Below are 19,110 nucleotides of genomic sequence, written 5' to 3' on the forward strand. Positions count from 1 at the left end.
GGGTCGCCAAACCCGGCCGCGGAGTTGGCCGCGACTGGAGCACGGTAGCGTCGTGGGGGCTGCAATGCAAGGTTTGGAGGGATGTGAATGGACGCTGGGAGTTGTAGGAAAAGTCGGCCAAAACGGATTGGTATCAAGATCTAGTTGAAGCGCACTTAGGCTTCAGTGAGCCTTTTCCGAATAAAGCTCAAAGCATCCTTGAAAACCTGATGCCAATTTTCAGAGGGCTCGCTCATGAGAGGATGCCAAAAGAATCTGAATTCATGGCCTCCATCATCTTCTGCAAAATGCACCCAAGTATCAGGAAGGTCTTGGGCAACATGACATTCATGAAATGCCCATGTGTGTCCAGTTACGATGAAACGCCGCTCCCCCAAATGTCGCCCAACTGTCGACGGAATACCTGCTTCTTCTTTCAGCTCTCGAACCGCAGCCAGGTCGGTTGCCTCACCTGGCTCGACACTGCCTTTGACCAGCTGAAAGCCTGCTAATGGATGCTCGAACGCTAAAATTTCCAGCGTTTCCCGGCCTCGCAGAACTACAGGACAAGATTTTTCTGCTTCCATGCCGTCACACCTCCGATCCTTACACGTGAGTTGGGAAGCATAAGCGAAGCAAGCTGCCTGACCGATGAGCCCGCCTTCATCTTGACCTCACCCTTGACCCCATTCCGGGTTACCTTCATACCGCAGCCACCCCGCAACTCCCACTCCCCCATCTACCCGATCCTTAGGATGAACACGCCCTTCACTAACCGGCACATCTGCAAAATCAAACGGACTCATCCCCTCAATACACGCAACATTCACACCATACTGATCCGGCGCAGAACGCCGCTGGTGGAAGGTATAGATGCCGCACCTCGAGCAGAAGTAATGCTTAGCTTCCCGTGTATGGAACTGATAAAGGGTCAGTGCCTCCTCCCCTTGCGTCACAGTGATATCGCCTAGATTGGCTGACACGGCCACGGCCCCGCGCATGCGGCAGAGCGAACAGTTGCACCTGCGCGCGGTACGCAGACCATCGGTCAAACGCAGTTCAAACCGTACAGTCCCGCAATGGCAGGCTGCTTGGTAAACAGGGCGATCATCCTTTTTTTCATCAGTCATAACGTTTCCCTGGCCTGAGAAGGCAACCTGGATATCCACGAGACAAAGGCCCAAATCTATGTACTTTAGCCTGACACTATGATTGTCTCCCGGGAAGTGGTGTAACTGAACCAGACTTAATGCCGCAACCAATGAGTTAGAGAAAAATGGTATGAGACTTTATTTGCATACCACATCAATCTCACTGTTCCTGACTGCTTTTCCGTGCCCGTGACGATGCCGGCCTCGACACTGCCTTCTTCGCTTTGGCTGCCGGAGGGCTTTTCCCTCGTTTCGGTCCGGCCACCACGCAGGAACTGGCCAGCGACGCGCCCACCGCGATTGCCCCACCAACCTTCAACTGGCCGACAGTGTTGCCGACGAGCGTTGCAGTGGGCTTATCTTTGGCAGTCATCACCATCCCCATCCGCACACCAAAGAGACGCAGCACGCCCTCCAAAGTGCTGAGCTTCGGATTCGACTTCCCGCTTTCCAGTTCGTACAGGCTTTTCGTGGACATCTTGCACATGGCCGCGAAGGTCTTTTGATCAAGCCCTGTGACTTCGAGCCGCAGACGGCGGATGGATGTCCCAATTGGATCGAACCCTGCCGCGTTGCGCTTGACGATATCCTCTACGAGCTGAGCGCGCTCTTCAGGCTGTAGTTTTTTCATCGCAGTCCCCACTCCACGAGTCGTTTATCCAGGTTATTCACGGGTAGAGAGGCTGCATTGCGCATCGATTCAGGCGCATCGGTCAGCAGATCGGCAACGCCCTGAATGCCTCCGCCGCATGCATCAACCGTTGCAGCAGAACATCGGGATCAGTGTAACCAACAAGCTCAGCGCAGTTGTCGCGCCAATTGGAAGACCCCTTGCGCTCTGCCGCCCACTTCGTCGTCCGTGTGATGCCCTCTTCATCCTGGATCATTGACGCGAGGTCATAGATTGGCGCCAAACGAAACCTCCCACCCACACGCATGATGCAGGTGTTGCGGCCGTGGTTATCGGTGTTCCCTAGAATGCGGTTCAGCAGATCGAGATGATGTAGTCGTCGTAGGCGACAAGGCAGCTTCCATCAGCAACACGCTCAGGGTTCTCAACCGAGAGTGTCGCTACCTCGCGCCATGCACCATCGGAGAAGCCCGGATCGTGAGTCTGAGCGGCATCGCGACACCATTAATCAGCATTTGAATGCCGATTAAACTAGTGCGCACGACTGGAATCGGCAATATTTTGCCGATTAAAAGCTTAAGCACGGGCAAAACCGGCACCACACTACCGATTATGCATTCACAGCGCGCCGGTGGGTGCTAGAGGTCGTTGCTGCGTCTGGGAAGCAGGAACTGCATGTGACTCGGTCTTTGGGTTATAGGACTATGTTTTATTGCGTTGGGTAGGTGGTGGATGGCACGGGCTTCGCCCGTGTTCGCGGGTAAACCCGCTCCTACAGGGGGGGGAACGGCTAAGTCCGAGGTTTGCAGGCCTGATGAGAAAAGACAGGCATAAGAAAGCCCGCATTAGGCTGGCTTACATTGATGGCCCGATAGCAAAAATCACCATCGGCCAAATTGTCTGGTGCGGAGACAGACGGACGGTTGTTGGGCGTCAGGGCCCGGTTTTCACGGGGCTGGAATTTGGTGGATTTATAGACGTACCTCATAGGGTATCTATCAAAAAATCAGCTATTTATGGCTTTCAGTGGAATCGAATCGGGACTTGCGAAGGATCCAGTGAGAGCTACGACCGCCGTGGCATCAACGTTCACGCCTTGATGAATCCATAGGTCACCCACATCCAAGCGAAGCCAAAGGCCGTCAGCCACGTGGATACCTGTAGAGCCAACTTAAGTTTCGCAGGGAAGTTTTCTAGTTCTTCGATGTCCAGATGCCCTCGGCGCATATGTACGCCAGGCCAAATGAGTATTCCACAAAGAAACGTTATCAGCAGCCACCGAGCGCCAAAGCGCCGCGTGCCCAAAAACAGTTTCATTTGCTCCAGGCCGGGATGACTTTGGATAGCCGAGGTTGCAACAGTGAAATTTCTTGTACCCGCGATGAATGCACTGACCGCACAACCGGCCAACGCAATCACGAACGGACACGCCAGCATTATCCACTTCAGCCACACGGGCCAACTCTCGAACTCAGTCATAATGTGATTCGTAGATCAGCTCGCCCATTTGCTCACCGCCCTCCGCACCGGCGATGCTCCCAGCAAAAGCCCCTCCCCCGACCAGCGCAATGCCACATACCGGCGCCCCGAAACCCGCGGTACCAGCAGAGAACACCCCACATACAGCGAGCGCAGTGATCCCAGCAATCTTGCCACCCACGATCCCTCCCGCCAGCCCCCAGCGAAAGCACCGGCCTCAGACAAACGAATTTTTTTGCAGCCTTCGGTTTCCCCTGCACGGCAGGCCTCTTGGACTTTCAGATAGGAAGATGTACCACCTAAGCCAATTCCGACATGCCCACCATACCGAAGGTACTTACTAAGCTTCGCCACTTTGTCCAAGTATGTGGCGTACCCAGGAATCTGCCCTGGCCCGCCGGCTTTCGACCAATGATGCACAAGGCTCTTGGTCGAGATATTCAAGCTTTTCTTCAGCCGCTCGTAGGCCCCTAGATTCAGATGTTTATTCAGAAAGGTCGCCTTCAGCTGACCATCTAGCTGCTCCAATAACAGCCGTCGCTCGGCGAAGAACGATGGACTATTCAGATGGCCATGGCGCAGAAATTCTTGCTGATGCAAACGCTCGATGTTGCCAAGTGTGCTGCGAAGCTGCCGGAGGCCGTGGTCCATCATGTCCTTACCCACCCCCATGGAGAGACTGGCGTCACTAAGCAGTCCGGCAATTTCAGCCTGATACTCCATCATGAAATCTGACTCGGCAAAATCGAGTACAGCCAAGGAACGTCGCGCGCGCTCGGCGGCCGCCATGAGTTGGCCCTCCTCCTGGGTGCAGGCATAACCGTTATCCGGATCGCCGATGACGAAGATTTCCCCTGCCTTGAACCCCTGCTCGAAAGTCGGGTTCAGGCGTTGCAGGTACGAAATGGGCAAGGTCGAATCATGGCTAGCCAGCTCCAACAGAATCTGCGGGAACGACATGCTCCGGGGCACCACATAGAATCCCGGCTGCATCTGCCCAGGCAACCCGCCAACCATGGCGGGCGAAGCCCCTGCCAAAGCGCTAGAGCTCCCAGGGCCAGCGGGTTTGAGGCTAGTGCGTACGGCAACCGGCAGCCGCGGCGGGGGCATTTCCCCTAAAGGCGCCACCACCCGGTTGCTACCCTCTGGGCAACCGCAATCAACTAACGCGCCATCCATCGCGACTGGCTGGCCATCCGAGACGAAGTGCCACACCCCTTCGACGACCTTTCCTTCCAGCCCGCAAAGTGGACAAGGTGTGGTGGGATCCCCCATCCTCAGGACCATTCGTCCCTCGTCGAGGTAACCTTCCCCGGTGGCGATGCAAATCGCACCTGTGGTGGTCACATCACCGTCTACTGCTTGGCCAAGCCCATCCAGACTGACGCGCATTTCAGAGTCCCTTGCGAACTGTAGGAGCGAAAGAACCTAACAGCTAAGAAGGGGCAAATGAGGCCTCGAGCAGCTAACGAGACGATTCCTACAAGCAACGCGGATTTAGGACTAGGCACGACCTAGCGGTTTGAGAACGGGACAGCGGGAACAAAAAAGCCCGCACAAGGCGGGCTTCTATTGGTACCTTGTAGCGAGAAATCGCCATAGGCCAACTGATTCTGGTGCGGAGACAGACGGACGGTTGTTGGTCGGGAGGGCCCGGTTTTCGCGGGGCTGGAATTTTGTGGATTTTTTGATGTACCTCATAGGGTATCTATAAAAATCAGCTAGTTATGGCTTTCAGTGGAATCGAATCGGAAATTCTTGGGCTCCAACAAGAGCTACGCCCGCGCTTCATAAGCTAAGTGGCTGACGGCAGAAAACGACCCATTGCGGCCTCTTGCGAACGGCAGCAATCGGCCAACTGCAGCCGGTGATTTGTATCCGTAGAATTAGGTACGATTCATCATGGGCATGGAACAGGTTCAGTGGAAAATGGCAGGCACAAGACGGTTCATCAAAGTATTTCTTGCCTCTCCAGGCGATGTAGCTGAAGAGCGTAAGGTCGCCAAAACCATCGTTGACGATTTCAATAGCCAGCTAGCGGACGCGCTCGGATATCAACTCGAACTGGTCGGCTGGGAAGACACGCTACCCGGCGTCGGCCGGCCGCAAGCGATCATTAATCGCGATCTTGATGGATGCGACCTCTTCATTGGCATGCTTTGGAAGCGTTGGGGCACGCCGCCAGGAACGGAACCCTACACTTCTGGTTTCGAGGAAGAATTCAACCGGTCGATGACTCGAAATGCGAAGGAAGGCCGACCTGAAATCAATCTCCTGCTCAAGGATCTTGACGCCGCGTCTCTCGCCGATCCAGGGGATCACCTCAAGAAGGTCATCGCGTTCAAAGAACAGGTCTTCGCCGAGAAGAAACTGTTGGCCGGCACTTTCACGGACGTGCGGGACTTCGAGGGCAAGTTCCGCAAGTGCATTCAGGGATACGTCATCTCACTTGCCAACAAGGACAAAGAGTCAGAGTCCGAGAAAGATCAAGCACCTTCTCCCGGCACACATGCCACCCCGACATCCGAGCCAGGGCCAACGACTCCACTGTCAGTAGAAGGGGCAAGATTCCTGCGAAACTTCTTAAGCAAGGCCGAGAAGGCGACTGATGAGCATCCCCTGACTGCCATCGACGTGGCGCGGGTCAGATTGCTTTCCATGATAGCGGCCGTCCACGGTAACGATCAACAATCACTGGGACCGCATGACGCGAACCTTCTCTACAAGGCGAGGACGAATTTTGAGTTCGGTCGGCGAGAACTCAACGGGCTACGTGACGATGGCTTGGAACACCTCGAACACGAGAACGTTCCGCTCTGGCACTGGGTTGCAGCAGTCGACGGCTTCAAGAACAACAGACTGCCCGTCTGCTCTTTGGTCGGCTCGACCGAAAGGCGCGTCGGCGCGCTGAAAGCCATGCGCCTGATCGCACTACCTATCGTCGAGGAAGAGCTCGTTGGCCGCAACGAGATCGTTTCGCTGTGGTTTGCCGACACGTCCGAAACTGCAGTGCGTGTCTCCGCCTTGGATTATCTGAGCGAATGTGGTCAACCGTCAGACCTGCCCACCATCCATGAAGAGTTTGCCCGGAACGAGACACAGACGACCAGCGCGGCAGCCAACGCCATCATCCGCATATTGCTACGTGACGATCGCCGAAAAGCCTTGGAGACTCTCTACAGCTTGCAGCCCACCACGGTGAAGCAGGATCTTCTCGACGAACTGTTCAGCCACGATGCCGAGTTTGACGTTGAAGCCTTGCTGCGTGGACTCAGTCATCGCAATGTTCTGGTCAGAATCACCGTGGTCAAGTTGTTGCACAAGCGGCGGGCGCTCGGCGCAAGCGTCGCCGAACCGTTGCTAAACGACAGCAATGCCGAGGTGCGCTATGAAGCGCTGCAAGCACTCATCACTGACGGCCGTAGCTATTCCGTTGATCAAGCGAAAGCGGTCCTTGTGCGTAAGAGCCAAGCTCCCATGGGATTATTGTCCGCCATGACTCATGCCGATACGGAAGGTGAGGCAGTCTTAGATCGTTACACCCAGCAGCTCTTTGATCGCTTTACAGACGCGCAGCTCGAAGAAGAGGACCGATTAGCGATCTTCGACCAAAATGCTTATTTCGCGCTGATCCGTCGTAACTTCAGGCTGCATGGCGATAACTTACGTAAGGCAGTTGCTAATCAATTTGTAGATCGTTTTGAGTCGTTGTTGGAGGAAGTGGCTAAACGGTATGGGCCGTTGACTGACCTTGTCGAGAAAACTCGCTCAATTGGGGAGTACCTGCGCCGCAAGTTTACTCGCGAAGGCTTGGATATTATCTGTAACCGACTCGACGCGGCCGACCTTCCGCTAGTTCGCTCAATGCTTGCAAGTGGTAGTGTCAGCTACTCAGCTGCAGACCTTAAGCATCTCGGGAAGTTCGGTCAATGGTGCGACATTCCCTTGGTGATTGCATCGCTCGACCGGCCCGAGCACGGTAGTACGTATGCATCGCTGCTTTCGATTGAAAGCAGTACCAAGCGTGAGGATGTGGCGTGTACGCTATATGCGCTCGGCAAGCATCGGCTCAATGACCTGCTGGCCATCACGATGCCCGGATACCTCATTGCGCGCATCATTCCATTGATACCCGATAAAGCCTTTCTTGGACTGGCCGAAGCCGTCATCGTTTCGCTTATACAGTCAGAGTTTGAGGACGTGCGGAAGCTAGCCTCGCTCAAGTATGTCCGTGCCTTTTCTCGCCGCCAGGCAAAGGTGTTTCTTGACAAATACATGGCTGCCGATCAGTTTTATTACAACGTCGTACATTGGTTCGACTTCGGCATATCCGTCCCCAGAGACAGAATGCTGCGTGCAGCCAAGAAGGTGATGGATGCGTAGCACGCGAAGGGCGCAATGAGTTGCGCCCTGTTTTAACGTCAAAGATGTCAAACCATCAGCACTCGCGTCAGCTCAGCATTGAAGCCAGCAACGCTGCTTCAGTTCAGCCTCTACCGGTCCCATTGGTCGCATTGGTCGCATTGGTCGCATTGGTCGCATTGGTCGCATTTTACTTTGCCGTTTCCGAGACTATGGCCCCATAGATACCAAAAGGGAACAGCTGTTAAACTTGAAACATCAAGCCGGTGTCTGCAACCGCAAGACCAACGCAACTCTGGCCGTTCGAGAAACGACGCCCGAGAACCGATGATCCAAATGCTCAACAGTGCACTGCGGGCACTGCGCTCCGGGGTAGCATCGTGAAACGTACCCGAACGTCTCGGGCTGCGATCCACGGTCTATCGGTGATCTCTCAGCTATCGTGTGCAGTGATGCGTCGATCATAGACCTTATCCGCTCCCATTGGTTATCATGCAAAAACCGATGGTAGCTCATCCTTTGAACTACATTGACCGAAGGTTGTGAATTCCCATCACACGATTCACTGCACAACAAGACGATCGCTAGCCAGATTAAGATTTAAGAAAATTTAAATTGTTGTCTGCTAGATGAAAATTTAGGTTGCGGCACTTAAAACCTCACCCAAAGCAATAGACAAAAAACCAATACAGAAATAAAATCAGACTCGATAAAAACCTGCAAATAGGATTGCAATGAAAGAATTAGACACCCATCACAAACTTGCAGAAATTAACTCCATAAAAGTACTCGGTGACTGGTTAGATCGCTGTAAAAATGCTCGTGATGGACATTACAAAAGAGCTGAAACCCTATTTTATCGCTCACAGACCCTTGGATACATACTTATATATGCGACGGTCTTCGTCACAGTATTTTCATTCTTCCCAATTGACACTAAATCAATTATTTTTTGGAGCATAACCAAACAACATATATTAGTTCTTACGGGATGTATTTCAGCAGTAATTTCCGGAATAGTTACTCAAGCAAGGTATGGTGAAAGAGCTGAAATTCATCGATCTTCCGGCGCTCGATATGCAAACTTAGCTCGATTAATAGAGCTACTTGAGCTAAAGGTTAGCTCCGGAGTTATTGACAACAATGAAATCACAAAACAGTCAGTCGAAATCATCACGGAATGGAATACACTGGCAAAGGACTCGCTATTAACCCCACACAATGAAAGTAAATTACAATTAACATTTCACGTACTCATCGCACTGATAGTTTCTGCACTATTTTTCATTGTAGCAAGCAGCACACAAGCGGCAACTTAACTACAACACAGTACATTCCAATACACTAAAAATTTGCATTAAAAATTATTTAGCACTACCAATACATAACCTTGGGCATTATCGACAGAGAGGAGGCAACGTAACGGTGTCCCATAAGTGCCGCATAGCATATGGCTTTTGGTTCTCAGGCCACAGCGAATGCGGCCTAGTTCGTGATCGGCAGGCTCTTAAGTTCTCTGCAGGCTCTGTACGAAAAGCCAGTAAATGGGCTAGGAATAATTTCAAATCGCGCCCATTTACTCAATAACCCACCCCCACCAAGGTAATGACATTAGGCAGTATAGAACTTTCTCAATTTAGCAGCTGGCCAGCGCCATGAAAGATCTGTATATAATATCTAAACTACTCAATAGTCGAGAAAATATCCAGAGGTAGACGTACTGCATCTAGAAGCTCATCCACAGAGTTTAGAATGCGATGGCAACTTTCCGTAATCATTGGATTGTCTCCAATAGTTAGCAATGCACGATCGTCCGTTTTAAGCCCTATGCATAACTTCCCAAGCGCGTAGCCGTAGCCAAGCTCGAATGCTACCCCTTCATCAACCGTTCTCCCGTCAAGTACGGCGATAACGATGTCTGATTGAGAGATAGCTTCGACGTCTTTTTTGAAAACATACTGTTTCGCTGTACTTAATGCCATGCCATCAGCTACAAGCTGTCTAAGCAACCCGCCATCTCGCTGAGGAAGAAAAACGTCGACAAATGGCGCAAGCAACGCCTCAACATTGGCGTTGAAGTTTCTCTCCATATCATTGAAAAGAGAGGCGGCGAAATATGCGCGTGGTTTGCGCGATACCTTATAGAGTTTAGGCATGCCTTTCCATCACCTCTGTCAAATTCGTCGGATTATAATCTCTAAGGAGAACCTTCCGAACTACGCGCTTTGCGATCTGCCCAGGAGTTTGATCTTCAGTGTTCAAGATGAAAGTTGGTTTGTATATTTCTTTGAGTGCGATGGTTTGAGTATCAAGATAACTTTCCTCTCCGGCTTGTTCAGGTGAGCGTCCTCGAGAGTAGTTTCTTGAAACTAATGTGATGCCTTTTGCTTCCAGGAAAATAATTTCACCATCCTGCCATGCTCGCTGACGGGTAATAATATCTTTCATGGCAGCAGTCTTATTCTTGTTTTCTTCTTTATTTTGCGAGAAAGCGTATAAATCGAGAGGACCTCGATCCATAAAGTGAAACCCGATTCCTGCAATATGCATCCTGGAGTTTTTCTCTTTAAGCTCGCCATAAATAAATTTATCTACTTTTTCAACTTCGTCTTTGCTCAGAGTCTTAAATGAGCGATACATCTCGGAGGGTGGCTGCCGGGTCCACTCTTCGTGAGTATCAAAACAACGAAGATGCTCTAATAATGATGACTTTCCGGCTGCTACAGGACCAACTATATAATAGTGCCAACGTGAGCGCCGATCTTGACCCACCCCCTCAAGCTTGTCTGCAAAGTCGCGATTGCCCAAGTTTAACGTAGAGAAAAATGAACTCATTTCAGCCGAAGTTAAAAAGATAGTAAACACGTTATACAGGTCAAGATTGGCATTGAATATGTCAGATTGCCGTTCCGGGCTTAAAGAGGATTCAGTCTCAATCCAATGGATCATATAGTGATGGTTTGCTGGGCTTTTATCCCGATTAAGCCTTAAATAATTTTTTAACGAGGCATCTGCTAATGAATGACCTACGATCAACATGGTATTTTGAACGAAGCGCATAAAAATATACTCTGCACTAACACCAGGTGCTCGGGCCATGGCATCAGCAAACGAATCTTCAGTGAAGATTAGTTTAGGGCTTCTTTTTTTTAGTGAAACCTGAGGTAACAATCCATTAACGTGATATATCGTAGTGTGATTCGGTCGATCCAATAAGGCGGGACGCCATTCGACGGAAAATGATCGACCCTGAGCATCTTTGGTCGGATTATAGCTAATTGCCTGTGCTAAAATATCGTCAAAGTTAAAATTAATTACAAAGGGAATCTTCTTGGCTAGCTCTTTCAGCTGCGACAGATAAGGATGTTTTGTAATTAAGTCAGCTACATTGTTAGGAACATCTTTATAAATGGCTTCGTGTATAGATGCCGCCCAGTCGTGGTTCATCGTCGCCTCTTCGGAGGCGTTATATTTGTCCTCTTCAGGGTTTCGACGCCGATTATAAATGATTTGACCAAGATACTCAGGCGTCAACCCTGCCGTCTTGTGGGCTTCATAATCACCAGCCAATGCTGACGGAGTCTGAGCGAGTCGCCTCAATAGCTCGAACCAGTTAGGAACTCCAGCGTCGATTGAAATGCCAGCTCCTGTAACCAGATTTAATCTCTGTTGCTGCAGTCGTTGATAGAGGTGACACATGAATCGCGGCAACGCAGGTTGGCGAAGCGTCGCAGAAACCAAGCCATCCATTATAAATCTTGCTCCTGCATTGATATTATATGATCAACTGACCCTAAGTCATTGGGGTTATATTTTTTTGACACGTCGCGTAGATTCCATAGTCCTGATTTGACTATGGGGAGCATAGGAGAAGATTTGCCTAGCCAATCCATAGCAGTTTCGTCAATTTTTTCAAAATCTTCAGTGCAAAGTGCTATGAGCTGAGTCTCGACATGGGCTCTCAAGCTATCTTTTGAAGGCTCGTCATCAATCGGAATAATGAATACTTCAAGATTGCTTAGGTAACCACTCACCTCTTTTTCAAGCTCAATCTCTTTCTCTCTTATTTCACCGGATGCGTGCTGTCCATCACCCCAGGTTGAATATTTGTGCCCAAGCTTCTGAGACTCCAGAAGAGCTCTGCCGACATGGAGGCGAAAAATAGAGCCCCGGTGATTACCGCCACCATCGATCTGTCCAAAGTGACTTCGCAATCGAGTTCTTAGTGTGGATTTAGATTCGGAGCTTACAGCGTGGGTTCCGACTCTTACAATTCTTGGTCCCGCATTCAAAAAATTCTGTTCTCGAGGGTCCAAGAAGACATAGACGCCACGCTTTGGAAGTTTATTACCGGAAAGCTCTGCAAAACTGAAAGTAAGTCCACTTTCTCTAGCAGTATCGATGTAGGCGTAAAGTTTTTTCAGATCTTTTATGCGGGCGCTTACACGTTCAGCCTGTTCTAGCCAGATTGGTATGTGCTCAAGATTTAAATTAATAAAAGGACATATTATTTCTATGTTGCACTGAAGCTCTGATGCTAGCAGCAGTAAAGGATGTGCATAATTGCTTTCTGCTAGCAATATTACCTTTGCGCCATTGTTAAGTTCAGATAACGCCTGCAGAACCTCGGTCGCCCACTGTTTTTTTGTATCGGGATCCAGAGTACCGATATCTACATCATATGGTTCGACAAGCTGATTTGGTTGCAGAAGCCCATGTTTCGCTGAAAGAACGAAGAAGCTAGATCCAATATTTTTCGCAATTGATTTTGAGCGTTTAAACCTGTCGGAGGTATATAAGTCCTTAGCAGGTGTTGGACTTTTCCTTTTGTGTCGACCGCAACCGATCACAAAGATCGGAGGCTTCTCGCCGCTGATCAAAAGCGGGGCAAGTGGCTCAAAGGTTGGAAGCGCAAAGAGATCACCCTGGATGGCTTCATCGAATTTCATTTCTATCACGCTGTGGGCTTGGCTTTCGAGAATCTTAGCGGATTACGCTTTTCGTTTCTATGGGTAGCCATCGCTCAGGCGACGCTATGGCCTGAAGCTCCTTCAATCGCCTTGATCGCCCCCGCCCGGCGATCACCACCTGCGTATGGCATGAAATTTTTGGCGAATGCCGAGGACTTTGGATTCTCTTAGCCGCCATCAGGCGCAGGCCTAGAAAATGTCAGGCACGCGGTGGATCAGCGCTTGCGTCATGCATATGATCTAGATTACGAAAGGTACTGACGCTCGATCTCAGCATAGCTGGAAGGTCTCAAAAGTTTCTTTCGGTACGGACCTATATAGCGAACTGTGTCGAGCGCGGAGATTCAGATTGGCGAATAATTGCGGGGACATATAAGGGCAGGGTAAAGAGCAATATACTTAGGGCTTGGATTTCTTGGGTGATAAAAAATGGATAGACTCTTTTTAGTGCGATTGGGTGGTGGGCACGTTCTATTTTGCTATCGTATATATCCCGGACTATGTAAAGGATATATCTGATGGCAAATTAAGTGCTGCGCGCGAATGCTTGGCTTCTGATATTCAAGAGATTTGCTTTATAACAAAGCTTGAGCTTGTCGATGTTGAAGCTCTTATCAAACCGCGTGAAATAAAGCTAGGATTTAAATACCCATACACAGCCCAAGACTTGTTGCTAGAGGTGCAAGACAGGTTCGTAAGTAATAAATTCATACCGTTAGATAAGCGGTAACAGCTAGTTTCTACGGTCAATGCAATGATATCTCGGTCGCCTGTAGAATCAGTCCGGCCTCCTGCGGTTTAACCGGCATATAGTGGCTTCATATTTGCTTTCTCTATTAGTCTCCTTGGCTGCTGCGCTTGGACTTAAAAGTTTAATGCGTAAAATTTTAGTGGATCGAGAAATTGAAGTCGATCTCGCCTGCGAGGAAGTTTTCAATAACGATAGAGTCGTCGAACCATATATCGAAGCCAAAAAAAAATACAAGACTTTGATTGCCGAGATCTTAAAAGAGCTTGATGTAGAGTTTGCTCAAAGCGCTTTTCCAAATCCTGGGTACGACTTTGTCATACAAGGTGTAAATCCCCCGATATTAATTTAGGTCAAGGCTTATAAGCAATTAATGGGTTTAGGTGCCGCGCGAGAAATTTGCGCAAGTCTAACGCGCTCCGGTTGGGATGGTGTTCTGATAGTCGCATGTGGTCTTACAAAAAATGCGGCGCGTTACGTTGAGCAATTTAATTGCTATCAGAGATGAAAAGATACACCTTGTAACGGGGCGGTATAAATACACTGTTAAACTGCAGTTATCACGGGTTCTAAGGCCTCCGATGTAGCGGTGAAGCATTATTGGGGCATCGGTGAATGGTAGGTGGCCTGATGCCGGTGGCTGTTGTTAGTGATTCATATGAGCAGATCCGAATCAAAGATTGAATACCCACGCCTTTTTTAGACGTAGAGCGAGCAGGCGGATCGTTAGCAGGTAGTAATACCGCGTAGCATCGCCATGTTGACGCATACGGTGCTCAAGGAACCAAACAACATGCTTTCTCTGCCAAGCCCAAGGTGTCTCCCGCTGCCATCGCTCTGCGATTTCAGCTTGGATAATCCTCGCTTGCTGCAAATGGCGTTGCCGGGTTGAGTGTGACCCGGTCAGCACCCCAGCGAGGAACAGCTCCATGTCGAATGGCTTACTCATGAGTGCCCTCCAATGGTCGCGGTAAGGATGGCAGTTACCTGCCACCCCCCGCACAGATCCGTACGTGCGGAACTACCGCATACGGCTCCTGCCTCAGGTACGTGACGCGAAGCGTTCCTCTGGGTAAGGATGAACGGTTCTGGGCCTTGGTATATAGAGGTCGGCAAGGCGTCCATATCGCGACCACTGAAGCCTGTTCCTCTGGCTACGTCGTTTGAGGGCTTGCCGCCATAAGCGGCAGACCGCAACTCGAAAACCATCAAGACGTAACAGGTTTCCTGGCACGGCGTGATAGTTGAAGTATCCCCCAACAACACTGCCAAGCCATCGGCCTACGACTTGAACAGGCTCATGTCGGCGGCGATTTAGAGCGACCCGAATGGATTGTAATGTCGCACGCATTCGCTTCTTGACCGTCAGGCGCAGTATTTGAAACCCACCGCTTCTATTGGTACTACAACAGTGTGTGAAGCCCAGGAAGTCAAATGTCTCCGGTTTTCCTAACCCTCGCTTCCTACGATTTCTCGCAGCAAAACGACCAAACTCAACTAGCCGTGTCTTCGGGGCGTTGAGGGATAAACCGAACCTGGCCAAGCGCTCCTGCAACTGCACCAGAAACTGCTGAGCCTGCCATTGTGTCCTGAAACCCACCACACTGTCGTCCGCGTAGCGCACAACGATCACATCGCCACGGGCGTGGCGCTGGCGCCACTGCCTTGCCCACAGATCCAGCACGTAGTGAAGATAGATATTCGCCAGCAACGGCGATATCACTGCGCTTTGGGGCGTCCCCTTGGTCGCAGCCACCCTACGGCCATCCTCCAAAACTCCCGCCTTAAGCCATTTGCAGATAAGCCCGAGCAGGCGCCGATCTGCAATCCGGTGTCCCAGAAACATCAGCATCCATTCATGGTCGATCTCATCAAAGAACGACGTGATATCCGCATCCAATATCCAGTTCACCTTCTGGCCCTTCAGCGCGACCGTTAACGCATCCAGCGCATCGTGCTGGCTACGTCCCGGCCGAAACCCATACGAGAATCCCAGAAAGTCCTCTTCATAGATCGCATTCAGAACGGTAACGACTGCCTGCTGTACGATCTTGTCCTCCAGAGAGGCAATGCCCAACGGGCGTTGCCTGCCATCGGCTTTGGGAATGTAGACCCGCCGCGATGGCGTTGCTCGATAGGCTCCACCGTGGAGCCTTGCGTGCAAATCAGTTACCCGCTGGAGAAGACCTTCCTCGTATTCCCGCCACGACATGCCGTCTACGCCTACCGCTGCATCGCGGCGCAGGGCATAGAAACTCTGCGCCAGTAACTGCGGTGTGATGTGGTGCAGCAAAGCCGTGAACTGCATGCCCTTGTTCCTTCGGGCTGCTTCACGTACACCTTCAAGTCCCATCGACGCGCAACTGATCCGGCTCAGTGTCCGGGGCGCGGGAGGCTTGTTGGTGTTTCCCTTGGCTACGTCCCTTTCCTCCACTATCTCCGAAGGGCCAGGCCCTTTGTTCGATGGCTTCTCAGGTACTACGGACGTATCCGACTTCTCGGCGGCGTAGACAGCAGGGTTACGGCTTTTGGCCTTTCCTGCTCCGCCCGGTGCTTGCGCACCGGGCGCCGCTGAGATCTCCCAGTTTCCGTGCGAAGGACTTCCCGACGTGCACAGGGTCTCCGACCGCGCGGGATCAGAGCATGACTGGCGTATAACACCATGCTCCGTATTGCCTTCTGCTTCGCTTAACAGCATCGGCATCCCGGATTCCTGATTACGCGGCTCAATGGCTGGCCCATCGGTTTCCCCTGTCAACGCTTCACCCTGCACCTCGCGGTGCAACGTGCATGACTCGGGGTCTGGTTGATTCGCCATTTCTTACCAGTATCGAACTTTCATCGACTATCCTCCGCCAGCTTTAACTGGCGCACTAAGCGTCCGGCCAATCCACCTCATGCAGAATCGTCATCTTGGGCCAGCCTGTTGAGGCCGCGTCCGGTTAAGTAAGGTCTTTTTTGAAGTAAACGCGATTGAAGCCATCCTCCGTCCGCTCCGCTACTTTCACATAACCAAGCTTGGGATATATCGAGAGGTTGTCTGTCATCTTTGCATTGGTATATAGACAAACGGAGTTCACACCACGCTGTCGGGCGGCATTTTCACAAAAGCTAATGAGCCTCTTTCCAACCCCACATCCGGCTGCGCTCGGAAGGACTGCCACATTTTCCAACAGGAAATACCCATCCTTGACATAAAACACAATAAAGCCTTGAAACCCGTTCTGGCCGTCCGTCGCAACATAGACCACTCCTGCCGCTATCTGCGCGACGAAATCGGCGATCATTGGGGCTGGCTTACGCCCGATTAGTGGCACATAACGAGCGTAGGCTTGTTTAGCGCAATTTCTAATATCGGGCTCATCACTTGCGTCGGCTAGCCGGATCATATTGCTTTCCTTAACGACTTTTATACTGCCAAGCTCCAGCCCACTGATGCGGCAGCAGGTGCTCAATTTCACTGGCCCGCTGAGTCGGCAGCCGCATCAGCACATCCTTGAGATAGGCATACGGATCATGCCCATTCATGCGCGCCGATTGGATCAGGCTCATGATTGCAGCCGCCCGCTTGCCGCTGCGCAGCGACCCGGCAAACAACCAGTTCGAGCGGCCAAGCGCCCATGGCCGTATCTGGTTCTCGACCTGGTTGTTGTCGATGGGCACAGCCCCATCGTCCAGGTAGCGCGTCAGCGCTACCCAGCGTTTCAGGCTGTAATCGAGGGCTTTGGCCGTGGCTGATCCATTGGGCACCAGGTCTCGCTGGGCCAGCATCCAGTCATGCAGTGTTTTGATGATCGGCACCGCCATTTCCTGGCGTATTCGCCAGCGGTCTTCATCGCTCATGTCCCGCGCTTGGCGTTCGACCTCGTACAAGCCGCTGATCGAGTGCAGGGCCTGTTCAGCCAGCTGGCTTTTATTCGCCACGTGCAGATCAAAGAACTTGCGACGGGCGTGGGCCATGCAGCCGATTTCAGTGATGCCTTGCTCAAACCCGGCTTTGTAGCCAGCGAAGTCGTCGCAGACCAGCTTGCCGTTCCAGTCGCCCAGGAAGTTGCGTGCATGTTCGCCAGCACGGCTTGGGCTGAAGTCGTAAACAACCGCTTTAAGCGCCGAAAACGGCGTCGTGCTGTAGGCCCAGACATAGGCCCGGTGGGTTTTCTTCTCGCCGGGCGCAAGCATCTGTACCGGTGTCTCGTCGGCGTGGATCACGCCCTGTTTCAGCACAGCTTCACGCAACGCATCGACCAGCGGCTGGAGTCGCACGCCGGTTTGTCCAACCCACTGCGCCAAGGTCGAGCGAGCAATCGCCAGCCCGGCGCGGCCAAAAATCTTCTCCTGCCGGTACAGCGGCAAGTGATCGGCAAACTTGGCCACCATCACGTGGGCCAACAAACCTGCGGTCGGGATACCTTTGTCGATAACCTGGGCTGGCACCGGCGCCTGAATCAGGGTTTCGCACTGACGGCAGGCCCATTTACCACGCACATGTTGCTCGACAGTAAACACGCCCGGCGAGTAATCCAGCTTCTCGCTGACGTCTTCGCCGATGCGTTGAAGTTGGCAGCCACAGGCGCACTGGGTGTTTTCGGGTTCGTGACGAATCACCGTGCGTGGAAACTGCGGTGGCAATGGCGCACGTTTCGGGGATTGCCGTGGTTCGGCCTGTGGCGCATCTGGGAGAAGCTGTTTTAGCTCGGCCTCGATAGCTTCAAGGTCTGTGTCGAGCAGGTCATCCAGCAAGCTGCTTTGCGCCGGGCTGATTTGCTCGCTGCGCTTGGCAAACTTGTGCCGTTTGAGCAGGGCGATTTCGAACTTGAACTGTTCGATGAGGATTTCATCGTTCTGAATCTTCCTGCTCATCGCCTCGACCTGGGATTGCAATTGCACCGCCTGTGCCGCCAAGGCACGAAGCTGTTCCGGGGTCATCTGGTCGAGGTTGGGCGAGAAAGTCATGCCGCCGATTGTGCCAGAGCAGGCTCGGGGCGACGACAAGTAGACCAGCCAAATGGCCGGCGTTTACAGCATGCTAATCACACCGCCTGCACCGACGCGCTGCCACGGCAGGCCCAGCACCAACGCCTGGAGTTGTTCGCTGTCGAGTTCGACCTCGCAGCCGTGGCGAATGCCGGGCCAGTGGAACTTGCCTTGGTTCAGTCGACGCGCTGCCAGCCAGACACCGACGCCATCGTGCACCAGCACTTTCATCCGGTTAGCCCGGCGATTGGCGAACAGATAAGCGCAGTGCGGCTTCGCCGCACCGAACACCGCAATCACCCGGGCTAATGCCGTCTCGGTGCCGGCCCGCATGTCCATCGGCTCGGTGGCCAGCCAGATGGCATCGATGCGGATCATTGAGCGAAAGCCCGAATAAATTGCGCACAACCCTCGGGATCCGAGGCTGGCCATTTCACCGTGATCACTTGCCCGGCCACGGGCAACTCGATGATCACTGACGCTTCGACTGGCCGTTTAGGTGCGGCTTTTAGCGGGACGAAAGCTGGTAGTGAAGCCGCTGCGGGCTGATCTCGATAGAGCGGCAGCCATTTGCGGATGACGTTGGCATTGATGCCGTGGTTGATGGCGACACTGGACACGGTTGCGCCAGGTTGCAGGCATTCCTGAACGACCTGGGCTTTGAACGGTTTCGGATAAGAGCTTCGTTGGCGCATGGAAATCCTGGCGATAAGGGTGATCGCGTCCGCTTAAAAATACGCGGACACCATCGCCCTTAATGCTGGAGTTCGGAAGGTGAGTTCAGTATCTCGGCGCATGGCACGGGCTTCACCCGTG

The 19,110-nt window shown here is 52.1% G+C and carries 15 protein-coding genes and 3 pseudogenes; 3 read left to right on the forward strand and 15 right to left on the reverse strand.

The features are described from left to right. Nucleotides 1-155: 155 nt before the first annotated feature. The 6 genes and pseudogenes from C4Q27_RS08040 to C4Q27_RS08065 all read right to left on the reverse strand — a co-directional run bounded on the left by C4Q27_RS08040 (nt 156) and on the right by C4Q27_RS08065 (nt 4,632). Nucleotides 156-566: an NUDIX domain-containing protein gene (locus tag C4Q27_RS08040; protein ID WP_010951907.1), complete on the reverse strand. Its 411-nt coding sequence runs from the start codon at nt 564-566 to the stop codon at nt 156-158. Nucleotides 567-653: 87 nt separating this feature from the next. Next, nucleotides 654-1,109 carry a GFA family protein gene (locus C4Q27_RS08045; RefSeq protein ID WP_010951906.1) on the reverse strand — a complete coding sequence of 152 codons (456 nt, stop codon included), beginning with the start codon at nt 1,107-1,109 and terminating at the stop codon, nt 654-656. A gap of 181 nt (nt 1,110-1,290) precedes the next feature. Continuing rightward, nucleotides 1,291-1,761 (reverse strand): helix-turn-helix domain-containing protein, encoded by a 471-nt coding sequence (locus tag C4Q27_RS08050; RefSeq protein ID WP_104886709.1) that lies wholly within the window; start codon nt 1,759-1,761, stop codon nt 1,291-1,293. Beyond that, nucleotides 1,758-2,125 (reverse strand): annotated as a pseudogene (locus tag C4Q27_RS29730) (HipA domain-containing protein); the annotation flags it as partial. The pseudogene C4Q27_RS29730 and the gene C4Q27_RS08050, both read right to left, overlap by 4 nt. Nucleotides 2,126-2,850: 725 nt before the next feature. Next, on the reverse strand, nt 2,851-3,240 hold the full coding sequence (locus C4Q27_RS08060) for a hypothetical protein (protein WP_003247529.1): 390 nt from the start codon (nt 3,238-3,240) through the stop codon (nt 2,851-2,853). After that, nucleotides 3,233-4,632: pseudogene (locus tag C4Q27_RS08065) on the reverse strand (PAAR domain-containing protein). The gene C4Q27_RS08060 and the pseudogene C4Q27_RS08065 overlap by 8 nt, the downstream one beginning before the upstream one ends. A 510-nt stretch (nt 4,633-5,142) precedes the next feature. Here C4Q27_RS08065 and C4Q27_RS08070 point away from each other — a divergent pair. After that, entirely contained in the window at nt 5,143-7,623 is a 2,481-nt protein-coding gene (locus tag C4Q27_RS08070) for a DUF4062 domain-containing protein (RefSeq protein ID WP_104886710.1), read from the forward strand. Nucleotides 7,624-8,336: 713 nt separating this feature from the next. Then, the gene (locus C4Q27_RS08075) at nt 8,337-8,921 is read left to right on the forward strand and encodes an SLATT domain-containing protein (RefSeq protein WP_104886711.1); all 585 of its coding nucleotides are present in this window, start codon (nt 8,337-8,339) and stop codon (nt 8,919-8,921) included. 363 nt (nt 8,922-9,284) lie between these two features. On the opposite strand, the gene C4Q27_RS08080 is transcribed toward C4Q27_RS08075, so the two are convergent. The 3 genes from C4Q27_RS08080 to C4Q27_RS29290 are packed head-to-tail and all read right to left on the reverse strand — an operon-like array spanning nt 9,285 to nt 12,551. Further along, a complete protein-coding gene (locus C4Q27_RS08080; protein ID WP_104886712.1) occupies nt 9,285-9,758 on the reverse strand; it encodes a nucleoside 2-deoxyribosyltransferase in 474 nt (157 codons plus the stop codon). Then, nucleotides 9,751-11,352, reverse strand: a complete 1,602-nt coding sequence (locus tag C4Q27_RS08085) for an SIR2 family protein (protein ID WP_104886713.1) — start codon at nt 11,350-11,352, stop codon at nt 9,751-9,753. The genes C4Q27_RS08080 and C4Q27_RS08085 overlap by 8 nt, the downstream gene beginning before the upstream one ends. After that, the gene (locus C4Q27_RS29290; protein WP_158666128.1) at nt 11,352-12,551 is read right to left on the reverse strand and encodes a DUF6884 domain-containing protein; all 1,200 of its coding nucleotides are present in this window, start codon (nt 12,549-12,551) and stop codon (nt 11,352-11,354) included. The genes C4Q27_RS08085 and C4Q27_RS29290 overlap by 1 nt, the downstream gene beginning before the upstream one ends. 833 nt (nt 12,552-13,384) lie before the next feature. On the opposite strand from C4Q27_RS29290, the gene C4Q27_RS29295 reads away from it, so the two are divergent. Further along, nucleotides 13,385-13,672: a hypothetical protein gene (locus tag C4Q27_RS29295; RefSeq protein WP_158666129.1), complete on the forward strand. Its 288-nt coding sequence runs from the start codon at nt 13,385-13,387 to the stop codon at nt 13,670-13,672. A gap of 321 nt (nt 13,673-13,993) precedes the next feature. Here the strand turns inward: C4Q27_RS29295 and C4Q27_RS08105 are convergent, their stop codons facing one another. The 6 genes and pseudogenes from C4Q27_RS08105 to C4Q27_RS08135 all read right to left on the reverse strand — a co-directional run bounded on the left by C4Q27_RS08105 (nt 13,994) and on the right by C4Q27_RS08135 (nt 18,989). Next, nucleotides 13,994-14,269: a hypothetical protein gene (locus C4Q27_RS08105; RefSeq protein ID WP_104886717.1), complete on the reverse strand. Its 276-nt coding sequence runs from the start codon at nt 14,267-14,269 to the stop codon at nt 13,994-13,996. Nucleotides 14,270-14,303: 34 nt separating this feature from the next. Beyond that, a pseudogene (ltrA, locus tag C4Q27_RS08115) lies at nt 14,304-15,628 on the reverse strand (group II intron reverse transcriptase/maturase). A gap of 634 nt (nt 15,629-16,262) precedes the next feature. Beyond that, nucleotides 16,263-16,709: a GNAT family N-acetyltransferase gene (locus C4Q27_RS08120; RefSeq protein ID WP_104886720.1), complete on the reverse strand. Its 447-nt coding sequence runs from the start codon at nt 16,707-16,709 to the stop codon at nt 16,263-16,265. 10 nt (nt 16,710-16,719) lie between these two features. Continuing rightward, the gene (locus tag C4Q27_RS08125) at nt 16,720-18,273 is read right to left on the reverse strand and encodes an IS66 family transposase (protein ID WP_104886721.1); all 1,554 of its coding nucleotides are present in this window, start codon (nt 18,271-18,273) and stop codon (nt 16,720-16,722) included. A 63-nt stretch (nt 18,274-18,336) separates the two neighbouring features. Next, nucleotides 18,337-18,672 carry an IS66 family insertion sequence element accessory protein TnpB gene (gene tnpB / locus C4Q27_RS29740; RefSeq protein WP_004575513.1) on the reverse strand — a complete coding sequence of 112 codons (336 nt, stop codon included), beginning with the start codon at nt 18,670-18,672 and terminating at the stop codon, nt 18,337-18,339. Next, the gene (locus C4Q27_RS08135; protein ID WP_010954361.1) at nt 18,669-18,989 is read right to left on the reverse strand and encodes a transposase; all 321 of its coding nucleotides are present in this window, start codon (nt 18,987-18,989) and stop codon (nt 18,669-18,671) included. The genes tnpB and C4Q27_RS08135 overlap by 4 nt, the downstream gene beginning before the upstream one ends. Nucleotides 18,990-19,110: the final 121 nt, after the last annotated feature.

This window comes from Pseudomonas sp. SWI36 (assembly GCF_002948105.1).
GTDB classification, from domain to species: domain Bacteria; phylum Pseudomonadota; class Gammaproteobacteria; order Pseudomonadales; family Pseudomonadaceae; genus Aquipseudomonas; species Aquipseudomonas alloputida.